Genomic DNA, 14844 nt, shown 5'->3' on the forward strand with positions numbered 1-14844 from the left:
AGGTGAGGTGGCATTCTACTCGCTGTGCAGATTTGCATAAATCAACTCTGCGAGCTTTTTACTGATCCCGGGTGCTTTGGCGATCTCTTCGATGCTGGCACGAGACAGCTCCTGCAATCCACCAAAATGTTTCAACAAATCGCGGCGACGGGTCGGCCCGACGCCGGCGACGCCCTCAAGTGTAGACGTACGACGGGTTTTGCCACGGCGGGCGCGGTGCCCGGTAATGGCGAAACGGTGGGCTTCGTCGCGAATCTGCTGGATCAAATGCAGCGCGGGGGAATCTCCGCGCAACGTGAATTCGTGGGCGGCGTCATTGAGGTACAAGGTTTCGAAACCGGCCTTGCGTGTTGCGCCTTTGGCTACGCCGAGCAGGATCAGGTCCGGCACCGCCAGCTCATTGAGCACGTCGCGAGCCATGGACAACTGCCCCTTGCCACCGTCCACCAACAAAATGTCCGGGAGTTTGCCCTCCCCGTCCTTCAGCTTGCTGAAGCGCCGGGTCAGCGCTTGATGCATCGCCGCGTAGTCGTCGCCCGCCGTTACGCCTTCGATGTTATAGCGACGGTAGTCGGACTTGATCGGACCTTCGGGACCGAAGACCACACACGAGGCAACGGTCGCTTCGCCACTGGAGTGACTGATGTCGTAGCATTCGAGGCGTTGTGGTGGCTCGTCCAGTTTCAACACTTCTGCCAGCGCTTCGAAACGTGCGGCCACGTGTTGTCGGTTGGCCAGGCGCGCGCCCAGTGCCTGCTCGGCATTGGTCACTGCCAATTGCTGCCAGCGCGCTCGTGTACCACGAACCCGGTGACTGATGGTCAGCTCGCGACCGCGCAACTCGTCAATGGCCGCGATCAATGTCGGAAAGTCTTCGTGGACCACGTTGACGATCAGTTCGCTTGGCAAGTCGCGTTCGGGACTGCTGATGAAGTATTGGCCGAGAAACGCGGCCATGACTTCGGAAACGTCCTCTTCAATACCGACCTGCGGAAAGAAGTTCTTGCTTCCGAGGACTCGCCCACCGCGCACGCTGATCAAATGTACGCAAGCGCCACCCGGATTGACGAATGCCGCAATCACGTCGACATCACCCGTCCCGCCTTCCATGCTCTGCTGATCCTGAACACGACGAAGCAGCGAGATCTGGTCGCGCAATTCGGCGGCACGCTCGAACTCGAGGTTGATCGCCGCCTCTTCCATCCCGGCGGACAACTCATCCGTAAGCGCATTACTGCGCCCCTCAAGGAACATCACCGAGTGCCGCACGTCTTCGGCGTACACCTCGGGATCCACCAGACCGACGCAAGGTGCCTTGCAGCGTTTGATCTGGTATTGCAGACAAGGGCGAGTACGGTTCTTGTAATAACTGTCTTCACACTGCCGAACGAAAAACGTTTTTTGCAGCAGGCTCAGGCTTTCGCGAATCGCGCCGGCACTGGGATAAGGACCGAAATACTTGCCCTTGGCCTTCTTGGCACCTCGATGGATGCTCAGGCGTGGGAAATCGCCGTCCGAGAGATAAACATAAGGGTAGGATTTATCGTCACGCAGCAGGATGTTGTACGGCGGGCGCCACTCCTTGATCAGTGTCTGTTCAAGCAGTAATGCCTCGGTTTCATTGGCCGTGATGGTCGTTTCGACCTGTGCGATACGTGCGACCAGTGCAGCGGTCTTGGGTGCCAGACCGGTTTTGCGAAAGTAACTCGACAGGCGATTCTTGAGGTTCTTGGCCTTGCCGACATAGAGCAGGCGCGCGTCGCTGTCGAACATGCGATACACACCGGGGCGCCCACTGACGGTTGACAGAAAAGCGCTTGGATCAAAGGTCTCGGTCATTTTCAGAGGCTGGCGTCGACCATGCCGTGACGGACCGCCAACAGCGTCAACTCGACATCACTGCTGATCGAGAGCTTCTCGAAAATGCGGTAACGGTAGGTGTTCACGGTTTTCGGCGACAGGCACAACTTGTCGGAAATGATCTGGACCTTTTGGCAACCCACGATCATCAACGCGATCTGGATTTCCCGCTCCGACAGGGCGTCGAAAGGCGAATCGTTGGTCGGCTGGAAAGATTTGATCGCCAGTTGCTGGGCAATTTGCGGACTGATGTAGCGTTGACCGGCGAACACCAATCGGATGGCCTGGACCATTTCCGGCAGACCCGCGCCTTTGGTCAAGTAACCTGCGGCGCCGGCTTGCAGCAGCCTTGTAGGAAACGGATCTTCCTCGCATACAGTCACTGCGACGACTTTGATGTCCGGATGGCTGCGCAGCAATTTTCGAGTGGCCTCAAGGCCGCCGATCCCCGGCATCTTGACGTCCATCAAAACCACATCGGGTTTCAGCTCACGCGCCTTCAACAGGGATTCTTCACCTGATTCAGCCTGGCCGACTACTTGCAGGCCATCGATGTCAGCCAGCATTCGTGTAATGCCTGTACGAACGAGATCATGGTCATCGACTACTAGCACCCTAATCAAGCAGACACCTCGCGATATGGTCTTATTGGGTTGCCGACACCTTAGCAAAAAGCAACTGGCAGACCTAGCGGAAAGCGTCATATAAAAAGTTTCAATTCATCTTGAAAGGCTTGTGCCTAGCGTGTTTCAGCGATGCGAGCCATTGACATCCAGCTGCATTCTCAGGAAACACTCGTCCATCCCCACCACCTGTAGTCCCTTTCTTTCATACAACGATCGCGCCGGGTTGTTTTCGAAAACCGTCAGCCGCAATGCCGGGCGTCGCTCCTTTCGCGCGATGGCCATTACCTGGTCGATCACCCAGGAACCGGCACCCTGCCCGCGGAAAGCTTCGGCAATGTGCAGTTCGCGGATATAAAGAGCCCTGGCGTCTCGGCTCAGGCTGACGTAACCCACGCGATTATCAGTGTGCGTGATGATCCGGTGTTCACGTCCTGCCCAAGCGACGTCGAAGGCCTCGTCTTGCCACAGCAGGCTGTGCTGAATGTAGTAACGCAGCATGTTGCTGCGGCTCAGATCGCGGGCAAAATCGAGGTCGCGATCAGACCCGTGGCGCCACTCAAATACCATCAAGCCTCCACGAGCGCATGATTAGTCCCTCTGTGTATCCGTAAGAAAGGGAGAGTGTCACACCCTTCGCAGCATCCAAGCGATAGAAAACGTCGCTAAACATCAATAGCAATTTCTGATTGAATCCTCGCACCAGCCTCGAGTAAGCTCGGCGCATCCATCGGAGTCAAACCATGTTCAACGCCCTCTCACAGCTTCATACCACCAGCGCCCTGCGCTCGGTTGCGGCCGCCCGGGTGAACGACGTTTGTGCTTCGGTCAGCTTTTATTTTGGGTATTGGTTTAGCCACTGGCGCGCCTGATACCCACACGGCGCCCATATCAAACGGGTCGCCACCAGAGAATTTTCAACCCCCGGTCGGCCTCCCGACCGGGGGTTTTGTTTTTTCGGCCCCCAGATTTTTTAGCGACACACCAGACAACTTGAGGATTTAGAAAATGAACTACGCCACTTATTACCGTTACGACAGTTTTTTCGCCTGGCGATTTACCACCCTCCGCTCGGGACAGCCTGCCGCCTCCGATCGGTCACCCACAGGTGGCAAGCGCACACTCGTAGCCAATCCGGCCAATTGTCGAACACCCCAGTAGGGCCGAGCGAGCGGGACCGAACCCGCCGCCAGCCCAGGAAGCCTGAACATGAACTCGTCCGTCTCTGCTTTGCCACTATCCACCCTGAGCCCTGCCAATGAAGCGCTGACCCTGCGCCTGCCGAGCTCATTGCAACTCAAACAACAATTGCCACTCAGCACCGCCCTGACCCAACAGGTCGCTGCGCACCGCGAGGCGGTCCGCGCGATCCTCAACGGTGAAGACTCCCGCCTGCTCGTCATCGTCGGCCCCTGCTCGATTCACGACCCCAAGTCAGCGCTCGAATACGCCCACAACCTGGCTCGCCTCGCCGCCGAGGTCAGCGACGAAATGCTGCTGGTGATGCGCGCCTACGTCGAAAAACCCCGCACCACTGTCGGCTGGAAAGGCCTCGCCTACGATCCGCACCTGGACGGAAGCGACGACATGGCCGGCGGCCTGACCCTGTCCCGCGAGTTGATGCGCCAAATGCTAATGCTGGGCTTGCCGGTTGCGACCGAACTGCTACAGCCCATGGCTGCCGGCTACTTCGACGATCTGTTGAGCTGGGTGGCCATCGGTGCTCGCACCACCGAATCACAGATCCATCGCGAGATGGCCAGCGGCCTGAGCATGCCGGTCGGCTTCAAGAACGGCACCGATGGTGGTGTCGCTGTTGCTTGTGACGCCATGCGCTCTGCCGCCCATCCACATCGCCATTTCGGTGTCGACAGCCAGGGGCATCCCGCCATTATTCAAACTCAGGGCAATGCGGACACCCACCTGGTGCTGCGCGGTGGGCACAACGGACCGAACTACGACCGCACGAGCGTTGCCAAGGTGCATGGCGACCTGACCAGACTGAAGATCCCGGCACGAATCATGGTCGACTGCAGCCACGCCAACAGCGGTAAAGATCCGTTGCGCCAACCAGCGGTGTTCAATGACGTCCTTGAACAACGCCTGCAAGGTGACCGCTCGCTCATCGGCATGATGATCGAAAGTCATTTGTTCGAAGGTTGCCAACCGTTGAGTCAATCTCTGAAATACGGCGTGTCGATCACCGATGGTTGCCTGGGCTGGAGTGGGACGGAACATCTGCTGCGTCAGGCAGCGGAACGTCTGCGTGCGCAAGGCGGCAATTGACTTCGGATGACCTTCACCCGCCAAGCCGTCCTCATTCGGGAACGGCTTGGCAGTCAGCCATGTTAAGAACGCACCTGCACCACCGTCACATCGGATAGCTGACTGACATCATCCAGTCGCTCAACGGAATAAGAGACACGCACCGGCAAATCCCGGTGCTCCCTCCAGAATCGGTAGGGCACGATAAAGACCAGCGGCTGACCGGCCATGTCCCTGGAGATGTCCCGATCATCGCGATGACTGAAATACTCGCCATCGCATTTCAGGTAGACCAGTTCGCCCTCCTCTGTCTGCGCATCTTCGATCACCACCGTGACGCCATCCATCGCGTCTTGCAGGTCCAGCCAACCTTCGTCGGCCTCCAGCACGATAGGCGGTATAAGCGGTTCTCGTGTCAACGTCCCGATGACCAGCTGTGTCGGCTCCGAATACCGTGGAGATTGCCCTTCGTGATAGACGCAATAGCTAAGCGCCACAGTCGCGCCGAGGTTGGGAGCGATGCAGTCCGGTGGCACCCAGAATGACAGCTCACTACCCACCGCAAAGGGCTCAATCTTTAGCGTGTCATTGAAGCTCGCTTCAGGCGTCGAGCCTGCCCAGGCCAGCAGAACACGGTCCCCCGCAACCATTCGCGAATAGGGTCTGATTGAAACCAGCGTTCCCTCTGATACCCGCTCCGGGTCGAGCGTGCCGCCTACGGCATCGTTCGCAATCACTGGCAGCAGGTCTTGCTTGATATCGCCAACACTCAACTGCAAGCGCGGCGAATGCACCGGCTCAGGCCGGCCTGCACTGACCAATGTGTAATAGATCTCAAGCGAGCCGCCATCAAGCGCCGCAATGTGTACCGCCGACACGGTAAAAACCATCGCCATGCCCACCTGTGCTTCGCTGATGAAACGTGTCGCTTCGTGTCGGTAGACCAGGCCTTCGACATCCAGGCCAACCCAGGACAACCGCAATTTGTCGCCACAGGTCATGCCCGCATAAGGTTCTACCTTGATCACTGCCTTTCTATCAGAGGGGTCCAGCATGGCGTTTTCAGCCTGATCCACCACCGGCTTCGGTAGCTCGTGTTCGGTTTCATACCTGTTCATTTATAGGCTCCAGTCCTTGGAATAAATGCCGCCTGCTGGCTGGCATCAAACGAACCCTATTGAACCGCACAGGCCTGAATTCCGATGTCGGGAGATCCCTTCGCAAAGCACGGACAAATGACCTGCGCCGGGTAGGCCAATGACTGAAAACGCCCGCGACCCGCTGAAAGGATGGCGCAACATTCCGACCGGGACCTCATGCACATCTGATTTTTCACCGCTGTTCTATTCCGTTTTCGCCTGTTTACCGCGGCTTTTTCATACATCGCGCCATCGTCCGAGTGTTTTAGAGTGCAACGCAAGGCAACTCCCTGAACCCTGAAAAAGGTAAAACCCATGCAACGGAATGCAAGCACTCAACACCCAATCCTGCTGGTCCACGGGCTCTTCGGCTTCGACCGGATCGGCACCGTTGAACTCTTTCATGACGTCAAACAGGCCCTCAGAAGCGCAGGCGCGAGGGTTTTCGTCCCGCACCTGTCAGCAACCCACAGCAATGAAGCGCGGGGCGAGCAGTTGCTGGCGCAGATCGAACGAGTTCTGGAAGGCACAGGTGCGAGCAAAGTCAACCTGATCGGTCACAGTCAGGGCGCGCTGGCCGCACGATATGCGGCAGCGTTAGCGCCACACTTGGTTGCTTCGGTGACATCGGTCAGTGGGCCGAACCATGGATCGGAGCTGGCAGACTTCCTGCGCAAGGCGCTGAAGCCCGGACAATTGCCGGAGCATGTCGCCGAGGCCGTGGCGACGCTTTTCGCTAACTTCCTTTCATTAATCAGTGGCAACCCCGGCCTCCCGCAAAACGCCATTGCGGCACTGAATGCCCTGACCACAGAAGGTGTCGGCGCATTCAACGACAAATACCCTCAAGGGCTGCCGAAAACGTGGGGTGGCAAGGGCCGCGAACTGGTCAATGGCGTTCGCTACTACTCTTGGAGTGGTGTCTTGCCGGGGAATATTCTGGATGAAGGACTTCACGCGCTTGATCCGCTACACGGCTTGCTGCATGCCTTTTCCAAATACTTCGTCACCGAAGCGGAGCAGAACGATGGCATGGTCGGTCGCTACAGCTCTCATTTGGGCACAATCATTCGTTCGGACTACCCGCTGGATCATCTGGGCACCCTGCGCCAGACCACCAGTCTGCTCGCAAACAGCTTCGACCCCATCGACCTCTATGTGCAGCACGCAGAACGCCTGAAAAAAGCCGGCCTTTGATCCGCCCCCTGCCGCCCAGGCCGCATGGAACGGAACTTTGAGAAGAAATAGCTCACTGAATCCGGTAGGCTCAGCACTTTAACGAACATTGAAAAGGAGTATTTCCCATGGCTAAAGCCACTGCCCGTCACATCCTGGTTGCCAGCGAAGCCAAGTGCAACGAACTCAAGACCCAAATCGAGGGCGGCGCAGACTTCGCCGAAGTCGCCAAAGCCAACTCCACGTGCCCTTCCAGCCGCCAGGGCGGTGATCTGGGTTCGTTCGGTCCAGGCCAGATGGTCAAGGAATTCGACACCGTGGTCTTCAGCGCACCGCTCAACGTGGTACAGGGTCCGGTCAAGACCCAGTTCGGTTATCACCTGCTGGAAGTGACCAGCCGTCAGGACTGATTGTCGCCTGATCGCTCTACATAACGGCCCGCCTTTTGGTGGGCCGTTGTGCTTCGGATACGTAATTCGGCTGGCGAGGGACGCGCCGCTAGCGTACAAATTGTCGTTAACGACCACCCGGCTCTAAGGCTGACAATGCGACTGGCTTTCCCTACTTTGTTGTTCACTGCCGTGGCCCTGCTGCTGGGCGCCGCCGGTGTGAATGCCGCACCGCAACATGCGTTGACCGTCTACGGCGAACCGGCCAAGTACCCTGCCGGTTTCAGTCATTTTGCCTACACCAATCCGCAGGCACCCAAGGGGGGCACGATGCGGCGCTCGGCGATCGAAATCGGTCATTTCGATCATGTGCTGCCGTACATCGACAAAGGCATAGGCGTTACGCAGATCGACGGCCTGCTCTACTCGCCCCTGGCCCAGCGTTCGCTGGACGAGCCTTACACCGTCTATGGCCTGGTGGCGCAGAAAATGGAGCGTTCCGATGACGGCCTGTCCCTGCGCTTCTATCTGAACCCCAAGGCACGTTTTGCCGACGGCAAGTCGATCACCGCCGAAGACGTGCGCTACACCTTTGATTTGCTGATGACCCAGGGCAGCCTGCGTTATCGCACGCAATTCGCCGACGTCAAAGGCGTCGAAGTGGAGTCGCCGCTGACCGTGCGCTTCGATTTCAAGAACAACGAAAACCGCACCCTGCCGCTGGACATCGCGACCTTGCCAGTGTTTCCCGAACACTGGTGGAAAACCCGTGATTTTGCCGGCGGTGGCGGTTACGAGCCGCCGCTGGGCAGCGGGCCGTACAAGGTAGGCAAGGTCGACTCCGGGCGCAGCATCACCTTCGAGCGCAACCCCGACTGGTGGGGCAAGGATCTTCCGGTCAGCCGCGGCCTCTACAACTTCGATCATTTCAGCATCGAGTACTTCGGCGATACCGACGTGGCCCGCCAGGTCCTGCGCGGCGGTGCCTACGACTACAACCGCGAATTTTCCGCCACCGGTTACTCCATCGGCTACGAAAGCCCGGCCCTGAGTGACGGTCGCCTGCAAAAGGCGCATCTGGCAACCGAAGCCCCGCAACCAAGCCAAGGCTTTGTGTTCAACCTGCAAAAACCGATGTTTCAGGATCGCCGGGTGCGCCAGGCGCTGGCCATGCTCTGGGATTTCGAATGGAGCAACCGGCAGATGATGCGCAACATGTACATTCGCCAGCAGAGCTTCTTTTCCAACACTGACCTCTCCGCCCGACAACTGCCGGATGCAGGCGAATTGGCGATTCTCGAACCCTTGCGCGGGCAGATCCCCGACGAAGTCTTCACTAAAGTCTTCGAGCCGCCGAAAACCGATGGCAGTGGCGTCATCCGTGACAAACAGCTCCAGGCATTGGACTTGTTGGAACAGGCCGGCTGGAAACCGAAGGGAGATCAACTGGTGAACGCCGATGGTGAGCCGCTGAGCTTCACCTTCCTGGTCAGCCAGAACGGCATGGACCGCTTGCTGTTGCCGTACAAGCGCACCCTGAAACAGATCGGTATCGACCTGAACATCCGTCGCATCGACTCGTCCCAGTACGTCAATCGCTTGATGAGCCGCGATTACGACATGATCGTCACCGGCTACCCGGTCACCACCTCTCCCGGCGGTGAGCTGCTCAACTATTTCGGCTCGGCCGCGGCTACCGATCCTGGCTCGAACAACTACATGGTGCTGAAGAATCCAGCGGTGGACACCCTGCTCACCGGACTGGTGCGCGCCAATACTCAGGCGGACATGTTGCGCTACGCCCATGCGCTCGACCGGGTGCTGCAATGGAACTACTACTGGATTCCCAACTACTACCCGCCAGGTACTTCCACCGTGTGGTGGAATCGCTTCGGCATCCCGAACGTGCAAGCCAGCAATGACGAAGCCATCGAGAGCTGGTGGGAAATTAGCACCACGCCATTGACCAACCAGGAAATGACCGCCGAGCGCATTCGCCGCGGCAAACCCGGAGGACCGCATTGATGTGGGCTTACATTCTGCGGCGCCTGCTGCTGATCATCCCAACGCTGGTGATCATTCTTCTGGTCAACTTTGTGATCGTCCAGGCTGCGCCGGGCGGGCCGGTGGAACAGGCCATCGCGCATCTGCAAGGCATCGGCGGGGCCAGTGTCGGCGGCGGATCCGGCGAGACCATGAATGGCAGCTCCCGGGCCAGTCGCGGCCTCGATCCGCAACTGATCAAGGACATCGAAAAACAATACGGCTTCGACAAACCGGCCCATGAACGTCTCTGGCTGATGCTCACCAGCTACGCACGCCTGGACTTCGGCAAGAGCTTCTTTCGCGGCGCCACGGTCACCGACTTGATCCTGGAAAAAATGCCGGTGACCATTTCCCTCGGGCTCTGGGCAACATTGATTACCTATCTGGTGTCGATCCCGTTGGGCATCCGCAAGGCCATGCATCACGGCAGCCATTTCGATATCTGGAGCAGCACCGCGATCATCATTGGCTACGCCATGCCGGCGTTCCTGTTCGCCATGTTCCTGATCGTGGTGTTCGCCGGGGGGACTTCGCTGAACTGGTTCCCGGTACGCGGCCTGGTTTCGGATAACTTCGAGTCGCTGTCCACCGTGGGCAAGATCGCCGATTACTTCTGGCACCTCGTGCTGCCGGTGACGGCGCTGGTGATCGGTGGTTTTGCAACCCTGACCATCCTGACCAAAAACTCGTTCCTCAATGAAATCACCCGCCAGTACGTAGTCACCGCCCGCGCCAAGGGGCTGAGTGAACGTCGGGTGCTGTACGGCCATGTATTTCGCAACGCCATGCTCTTGGTGGTATCGGGAATTCCCCAGGCGTTTATCAGTGTGTTTTTTGCCGGTTCATTGCTTATCGAAGTGATCTTCTCCCTCGATGGCCTGGGGCGCATGAGTTACGAAGCCGCAGTTTCGCGGGACTATCCGGTAGTGTTTGGTTCGCTGTTCATCTTCACGCTGTTTGGCCTGCTGATAAAACTGGTCGGCGACCTCTGCTACACCCTGGTCGACCCGCGTATCGACTTCGCCGCGAGGAATGCCTGATGTTCAAGCTCTCGCCGCTGGGCCGTCGCCGCTTCGAACGCTTCAAGAAAAACCGCCGTGGCTGGTGGTCGCTGTGGTTGTTTATCGGTTTGTTCACGCTGACGCTGGGCGGAGAACTGATCGCCAACGACAAGCCGCTGATCGTCAGTTACCAGGGCTCGTTGTATTTTCCGGCTATCAAGCGCTACACCGAGCAGGAATTTGGTGGGCAGCTGCCATTCCAGGCCGACTACCGAAGTGAGTACGTACAGAACCTGATCAAGAAGGACGGCGGCTGGCTGCTGTTCCCGCCGATCCCCTTCAGCGATGACACGCCGAACTACGACCTGAACAAACCTGCACCGAGCCCGCCTTCGAGCGTGAACTGGCTCGGCACCGACGACCAGGCGCGCGACGTGATGGCGCGGGTGATTTTCGGCGCACGGGTGTCGATTCTGTTCGCCTTGATGCTGACCTTCGTTAGCGCACTGATCGGCATCGCTGCTGGCGCCCTGCAAGGCTATTACGGTGGTTGGGTCGATCTGCTTGGTCAGCGACTGCTGGAAGTCTGGTCCGGGTTGCCGGTGTTGTACCTGCTGATCATTTTGTCGGGGTTTGTCGAACCGAATTTCTGGTGGCTGCTGGGGATCATGGCGCTGTTTTCATGGCTGGCGCTGGTGGACGTGGTGCGTGCGGAGTTCTTGCGCGGACGCAATCTGGAATACGTCAAAGCCGCCCGGGCGCTGGGGCTCAGCGATCGCAAGGTGATTGTGCGACACATCCTGCCCAACGCCATGAACGCGACCTTGAGCTATCTGCCGTTCATTCTGACCGGGGCGATCTCGACGCTCACGGCGCTGGATTTCCTCGGTTTCGGCATGCCCGCCGGTAGTGCATCACTCGGTGAGTTGATCGGTCAGGGCAAGCAGAACCTTCAGGCGCCATGGCTGGGGCTGACGGCGTTTTTTACCCTGGCGTTGATTCTTTCTTTATTGGTATTCATTGGCGAAGCGTTACGCGACGCCTTTGATCCCCGGTCGTAAGGCGGACTGTTGACATGACCAACCTGATCGAAATCCGTGACCTCAGCGTGGCCTTCAGTGGCCAGATCGTGGTGCGCAACCTGTGCCTGGATATCCGCCCCGGCGAATGCCTGGCGCTGGTCGGCGAGTCGGGATCGGGCAAATCGGTAACTGCCCACTCGATCCTGCAACTGCTGCCCGAATGCGGGACCGAAACCAGCGGCAGCATCCGCTATCGCGGCCAGGAACTGGTCGGCGCCGATGCGAAAAAACTGCGCGAGCTTCGGGGCAACCGGATCGCGATGATTTTCCAGGAGCCAATGACGTCCCTCAATCCGTTGCACAGCATTGAAAAACAGATTGGCGAAACCTTGTTGGTGCACAAAGGCATGGCCGGCAAAGCGGCGCAGGCGCGGATTCTGGAATTGCTGCATCTGGTGGGCATTCAGAAACCCAAGGAGCGGCTCAAGGCCTACCCTCATCAATTGTCCGGCGGCCAGCGCCAACGGGTGATGATTGCCATGGCCCTCGCCTGTGAGCCCGAATTGCTGATCGCCGACGAACCCACGACCGCGCTGGACGTCACCGTGCAGCGCAAGATTCTACTGCTGCTCAAATCGCTGCAACGACGGCTGGGCATGTCGTTGCTGTTGATCAGCCACGACCTCAATCTGGTGCGCAGCATTGCCCAGCGCGTCTGCGTGATGAAGGCCGGGGAAATCGTCGAGCAGGCCACGTGCGAAACCATCTTCACCGAACCCAAGCATCCGTACAGCTGCATACTGCTGAACGCCGAGCCGGAAGGCGAAGCCTTGCCCCGGGACGAGCGCGAAAATGTGCTGGAGGTGGACAATCTGCGAGTGCAGTTCGCGGTCAGCGGCGGGCTGTTCCAGCGCAAGACTTATCTGAACGCCGTGGATGGCATCAGCCTGAATATCCAGCGCGGCAAGACGCTGGGCATTGTCGGCGAATCCGGTTCCGGCAAGTCCACCCTCGGCCAGGCGATCCTGCGCCTGCTGGATTCCGAGGGCAGTATTCGCTTCCAGGGTCAGGCGCTGGATGGCCTGACGCAGAAGCAACTACGCCCATGGCGCAAGACAATGCAGGTGGTGTTCCAGGACCCGTTTGGCAGCCTCAGTCCGCGTATGTCCGTGGCGCAGATCATCAGCGAAGGCCTGGAAGTTCACAGTCAGTTGAACCCTGAAGAATGCAATGCCGAGGTGATTCGGGCACTGCAGGAAGTCGGCCTCGACCCGCAAAGCCGCCATCGTTATCCCCACGAGTTTTCCGGCGGCCAACGCCAGCGCATCGCCATCGCTCGGGCGCTGGTGCTGAAACCAGCGCTGATCCTGCTGGACGAACCGACCTCGGCGCTGGACCGCACGGTGCAAAAGCAAGTGGTCGCCCTGCTCCGCCAGCTTCAGGAAAAACATGGCCTGACCTATCTGTTCATCAGTCATGACCTGGCGGTGGTGCGCGCTCTCGCTCACGACATGATCGTGATCAAGGACGGCAAAGTGGTGGAAAGCGGCGCCAGCCACGACGTGTTCGATTCGCCGCAGCATCCGTACACCAAAGAGCTGTTGGCGGCGGCGCAGGTAGCGCAGGCATAATTTCCCAAAAAAATCGCAGGACCGCATTCCCCTGTAGGAGCTGCCGCAGGCTGCGATCTTTTGATCCTGATTCCAAAATGGATGCACACCATGAACACCACCGAAAGCCTCAAGGACTACCAGCGCGTCCGCCTGCTGGCGATCCGTTCGCTGTTCGAGATCATCGAGCAGTCGAGTGAAGGCACGGTGATCGTCGACCGCGACGCCAATATCGTCTGGATGAACGAACGCTATGCCAAGCGCTTCGGCTTGCCATCGGCCGAAGGCGCCATTGGCAAGGCCTGCGAAAGCGTGATTCCCGGCAGTCTGCTGCGTGAGGTGGTGCGCACTGGTCGGCCGATTCTGCTCGACATGCAGGACACTCCGAAAGAGCCGCTGGTGGTCATGCGCCTGCCAATTCACGACGATGCTGGCGAGGTGATCGGCGCCATCGGCTTTGCCCTGTTCGACGAATTGCGCAGCCTGTCGCCAATGCTCAAGCGCTACATGAGCATGCAGGAAGAGCTGGCTTCCACGCGCTCGCTGCTGCGTTCGCGGCAGACCAAATACAACTTCGCGCATTTCATCGGCACCAGTGCCGCCAGCCTGGAAGTCAAACGCCGCGCCCGGCGCAGTGCCAGCACCGATTCGCCGGTGTTGCTGCTCGGCGAAACCGGAACCGGCAAGGAATTGCTCGCGCAGGCGATCCACAATGCATCGCCGCGCGCGCATAAGGCGTTTGTCAGCATCAACAGCGCAGCGATCCCCGAATCACTGCTGGAAGCCGAATTCTTCGGCACCGCCCCCGGCGCCTTTACCGGTGCGGACCGCAAGGGTCGCGCCGGCAAGTTGCAGATTGCCCAAGGCGGGACGTTGTTCCTCGATGAAATCGGCGACATGCCTCTACCGCTACAAAGCAAATTGCTGCGGGTGTTGCAGGAAAAGGAATTCGAACCGGTAGGCTCAAATGACGTGATCCAGAGCGATGTGCGGGTGATCGCCGCGACGTCTACAGACCTGGAAGCGGCAATCAAACGCGGCGAGTTCCGTGCCGATTTGTATTACCGTCTCAATGTCTTGCCGATCCAGGTGCCACCGCTGCGCGACCGTCTCGACGATCTGCCAGCCCTCAGCGAGGCGATTCTTGAAGAGTTGCGCAGCCAACACGAATTGAACAGCGAAGCGCTGGCGCTGCTGGGGCAGCATGCCTGGCCGGGGAATATTCGCGAACTGCGTAACGTGCTGGAACGGGCAGCGCTGCTCAGTGATGATTTGCGACTCACGGTTGCGGACATCCGTGCGGCGATCGGGACGTTTACGCCGGTTGAGCGTGTGGCGCCGTTGACCATCGAACCGGTGGAGCATGAGACGTTCAGCGCTGCGCGGGAGCGGTTTGACCGACAGTTAATTGAAAACACCCTGGCGCAATGCGGGGGCAAGGTGATTGAAGCGGCGGCGCGATTGGGGCTGGGGCGGTCTACTTTGTACAAGAAGATGGTGGTGCTGGGGATTGCCGAGTCTCTATAAAGAGACTTTTTTCTCTATTTATAGATAAATTTTCAAGATCAAAAGATCGCAGCCTTCGGCAGCTCCTATAGAGGTTTTCGCGTTTCCCTGTAGGAGCTGCCGAAGGCTGCGATCTTTTCGGCTCACTAAAATTCTCAAACTAGAGACATAACGAAATCGATCTTATACCGAAAACAAATTAATTCC

At 58.6% G+C, this 14844-nt stretch carries 13 protein-coding genes; 9 read left to right on the plus strand and 4 right to left on the minus strand.

Going from position 1 to position 14844, the window contains the following annotated elements:
- Positions 1-15: 15 nt before the first annotated feature.
- The 3 genes from uvrC to KGB21_RS06410 form a co-directional block, all read right to left on the minus strand.
- Complete coding sequence (gene uvrC, locus KGB21_RS06400) at positions 16-1839, minus strand: excinuclease ABC subunit UvrC (RefSeq protein ID WP_034147144.1); 1824 nt, start codon at positions 1837-1839, stop codon at positions 16-18.
- Between the two features lie 2 nt (positions 1840-1841).
- Complete coding sequence (uvrY, locus tag KGB21_RS06405) at positions 1842-2483, minus strand: UvrY/SirA/GacA family response regulator transcription factor (RefSeq protein WP_008015884.1); 642 nt, start codon at positions 2481-2483, stop codon at positions 1842-1844.
- A 126-nt stretch (positions 2484-2609) separates the two neighbouring features.
- The gene (locus KGB21_RS06410; protein WP_223504302.1) at positions 2610-3053 is read right to left on the minus strand and encodes a GNAT family N-acetyltransferase; all 444 of its coding nucleotides are present in this window, start codon (positions 3051-3053) and stop codon (positions 2610-2612) included.
- A gap of 173 nt (positions 3054-3226) precedes the next feature.
- On the opposite strand from KGB21_RS06410, the gene KGB21_RS29370 reads away from it, so the two are divergent.
- Both KGB21_RS29370 and KGB21_RS06415 read left to right on the plus strand, forming a co-directional pair.
- On the plus strand, positions 3227-3355 hold the full coding sequence (locus KGB21_RS29370; RefSeq protein ID WP_263386139.1) for a hypothetical protein: 129 nt from the start codon (positions 3227-3229) through the stop codon (positions 3353-3355).
- A 337-nt stretch (positions 3356-3692) separates the two neighbouring features.
- On the plus strand, positions 3693-4769 hold the full coding sequence (locus tag KGB21_RS06415; protein ID WP_223504304.1) for a 3-deoxy-7-phosphoheptulonate synthase: 1077 nt from the start codon (positions 3693-3695) through the stop codon (positions 4767-4769).
- A 62-nt stretch (positions 4770-4831) separates the two neighbouring features.
- Here the strand turns inward: KGB21_RS06415 and KGB21_RS06420 are convergent, their stop codons facing one another.
- Entirely contained in the window at positions 4832-5866 is a 1035-nt protein-coding gene (locus tag KGB21_RS06420) for a hypothetical protein (RefSeq protein WP_223504306.1), read from the minus strand.
- 336 nt (positions 5867-6202) lie between these two features.
- Here KGB21_RS06420 and KGB21_RS06425 point away from each other — a divergent pair, with 336 nt between their 5' ends.
- The 7 genes from KGB21_RS06425 to KGB21_RS06455 all read left to right on the plus strand — a co-directional run bounded on the left by KGB21_RS06425 (position 6203) and on the right by KGB21_RS06455 (position 14658).
- On the plus strand, positions 6203-7084 hold the full coding sequence (locus tag KGB21_RS06425; protein ID WP_223504308.1) for an esterase/lipase family protein: 882 nt from the start codon (positions 6203-6205) through the stop codon (positions 7082-7084).
- A 107-nt stretch (positions 7085-7191) separates the two neighbouring features.
- Complete coding sequence (locus KGB21_RS06430; RefSeq protein WP_034147149.1) at positions 7192-7473, plus strand: peptidylprolyl isomerase; 282 nt, start codon at positions 7192-7194, stop codon at positions 7471-7473.
- Positions 7474-7608: 135 nt separating this feature from the next.
- On the plus strand, positions 7609-9477 hold the full coding sequence (locus KGB21_RS06435; protein WP_223504310.1) for an extracellular solute-binding protein: 1869 nt from the start codon (positions 7609-7611) through the stop codon (positions 9475-9477).
- Entirely contained in the window at positions 9477-10538 is a 1062-nt protein-coding gene (locus tag KGB21_RS06440; protein WP_223504312.1) for a microcin C ABC transporter permease YejB, read from the plus strand. The genes KGB21_RS06435 and KGB21_RS06440 overlap by 1 nt, the downstream gene beginning before the upstream one ends.
- Positions 10538-11560, plus strand: a complete 1023-nt coding sequence (locus KGB21_RS06445) for an ABC transporter permease (protein ID WP_223504314.1) — start codon at positions 10538-10540, stop codon at positions 11558-11560. The genes KGB21_RS06440 and KGB21_RS06445 overlap by 1 nt, the downstream gene beginning before the upstream one ends.
- A 14-nt stretch (positions 11561-11574) precedes the next feature.
- The gene (locus KGB21_RS06450; protein WP_223504316.1) at positions 11575-13152 is read left to right on the plus strand and encodes an ABC transporter ATP-binding protein; all 1578 of its coding nucleotides are present in this window, start codon (positions 11575-11577) and stop codon (positions 13150-13152) included.
- A 90-nt stretch (positions 13153-13242) separates the two neighbouring features.
- Complete coding sequence (locus KGB21_RS06455) at positions 13243-14658, plus strand: sigma-54 interaction domain-containing protein (protein ID WP_223504318.1); 1416 nt, start codon at positions 13243-13245, stop codon at positions 14656-14658.
- The last annotated feature ends 186 nt before the right edge of the window (positions 14659-14844 follow it).

It is taken from the genome of Pseudomonas sp. GL-RE-29, from assembly GCF_019947275.1.
Lineage (GTDB): Bacteria > Pseudomonadota > Gammaproteobacteria > Pseudomonadales > Pseudomonadaceae > Aquipseudomonas > Aquipseudomonas fluorescens_A.

Excerpts from the sequence above, each read along its gene's own strand:
- uvrC (WP_034147144.1), bottom strand. The coding sequence starts at position 1,839 with ATGACCGAGACCTTTGATCCAAGCGCTTTTCTGTCAACCGTCAGTGGG.
- KGB21_RS06410 (WP_223504302.1), bottom strand. The coding sequence starts at position 3,053 with ATGGTATTTGAGTGGCGCCACGGGTCTGATCGCGACCTCGATTTTGCC.
- KGB21_RS29370 (WP_263386139.1), top strand. The coding sequence starts at position 3,227 with ATGTTCAACGCCCTCTCACAGCTTCATACCACCAGCGCCCTGCGCTCG.
- KGB21_RS06415 (WP_223504304.1), top strand. The coding sequence starts at position 3,693 with ATGAACTCGTCCGTCTCTGCTTTGCCACTATCCACCCTGAGCCCTGCC.
- KGB21_RS06420 (WP_223504306.1), bottom strand. The coding sequence starts at position 5,866 with ATGAACAGGTATGAAACCGAACACGAGCTACCGAAGCCGGTGGTGGAT.
- KGB21_RS06425 (WP_223504308.1), top strand. The coding sequence starts at position 6,203 with ATGCAACGGAATGCAAGCACTCAACACCCAATCCTGCTGGTCCACGGG.
- KGB21_RS06430 (WP_034147149.1), top strand. The coding sequence starts at position 7,192 with ATGGCTAAAGCCACTGCCCGTCACATCCTGGTTGCCAGCGAAGCCAAG.
- KGB21_RS06435 (WP_223504310.1), top strand. The coding sequence starts at position 7,609 with ATGCGACTGGCTTTCCCTACTTTGTTGTTCACTGCCGTGGCCCTGCTG.
- KGB21_RS06440 (WP_223504312.1), top strand. The coding sequence starts at position 9,477 with ATGTGGGCTTACATTCTGCGGCGCCTGCTGCTGATCATCCCAACGCTG.
- KGB21_RS06445 (WP_223504314.1), top strand. The coding sequence starts at position 10,538 with ATGTTCAAGCTCTCGCCGCTGGGCCGTCGCCGCTTCGAACGCTTCAAG.
- KGB21_RS06450 (WP_223504316.1), top strand. The coding sequence starts at position 11,575 with ATGACCAACCTGATCGAAATCCGTGACCTCAGCGTGGCCTTCAGTGGC.
- KGB21_RS06455 (WP_223504318.1), top strand. The coding sequence starts at position 13,243 with ATGAACACCACCGAAAGCCTCAAGGACTACCAGCGCGTCCGCCTGCTG.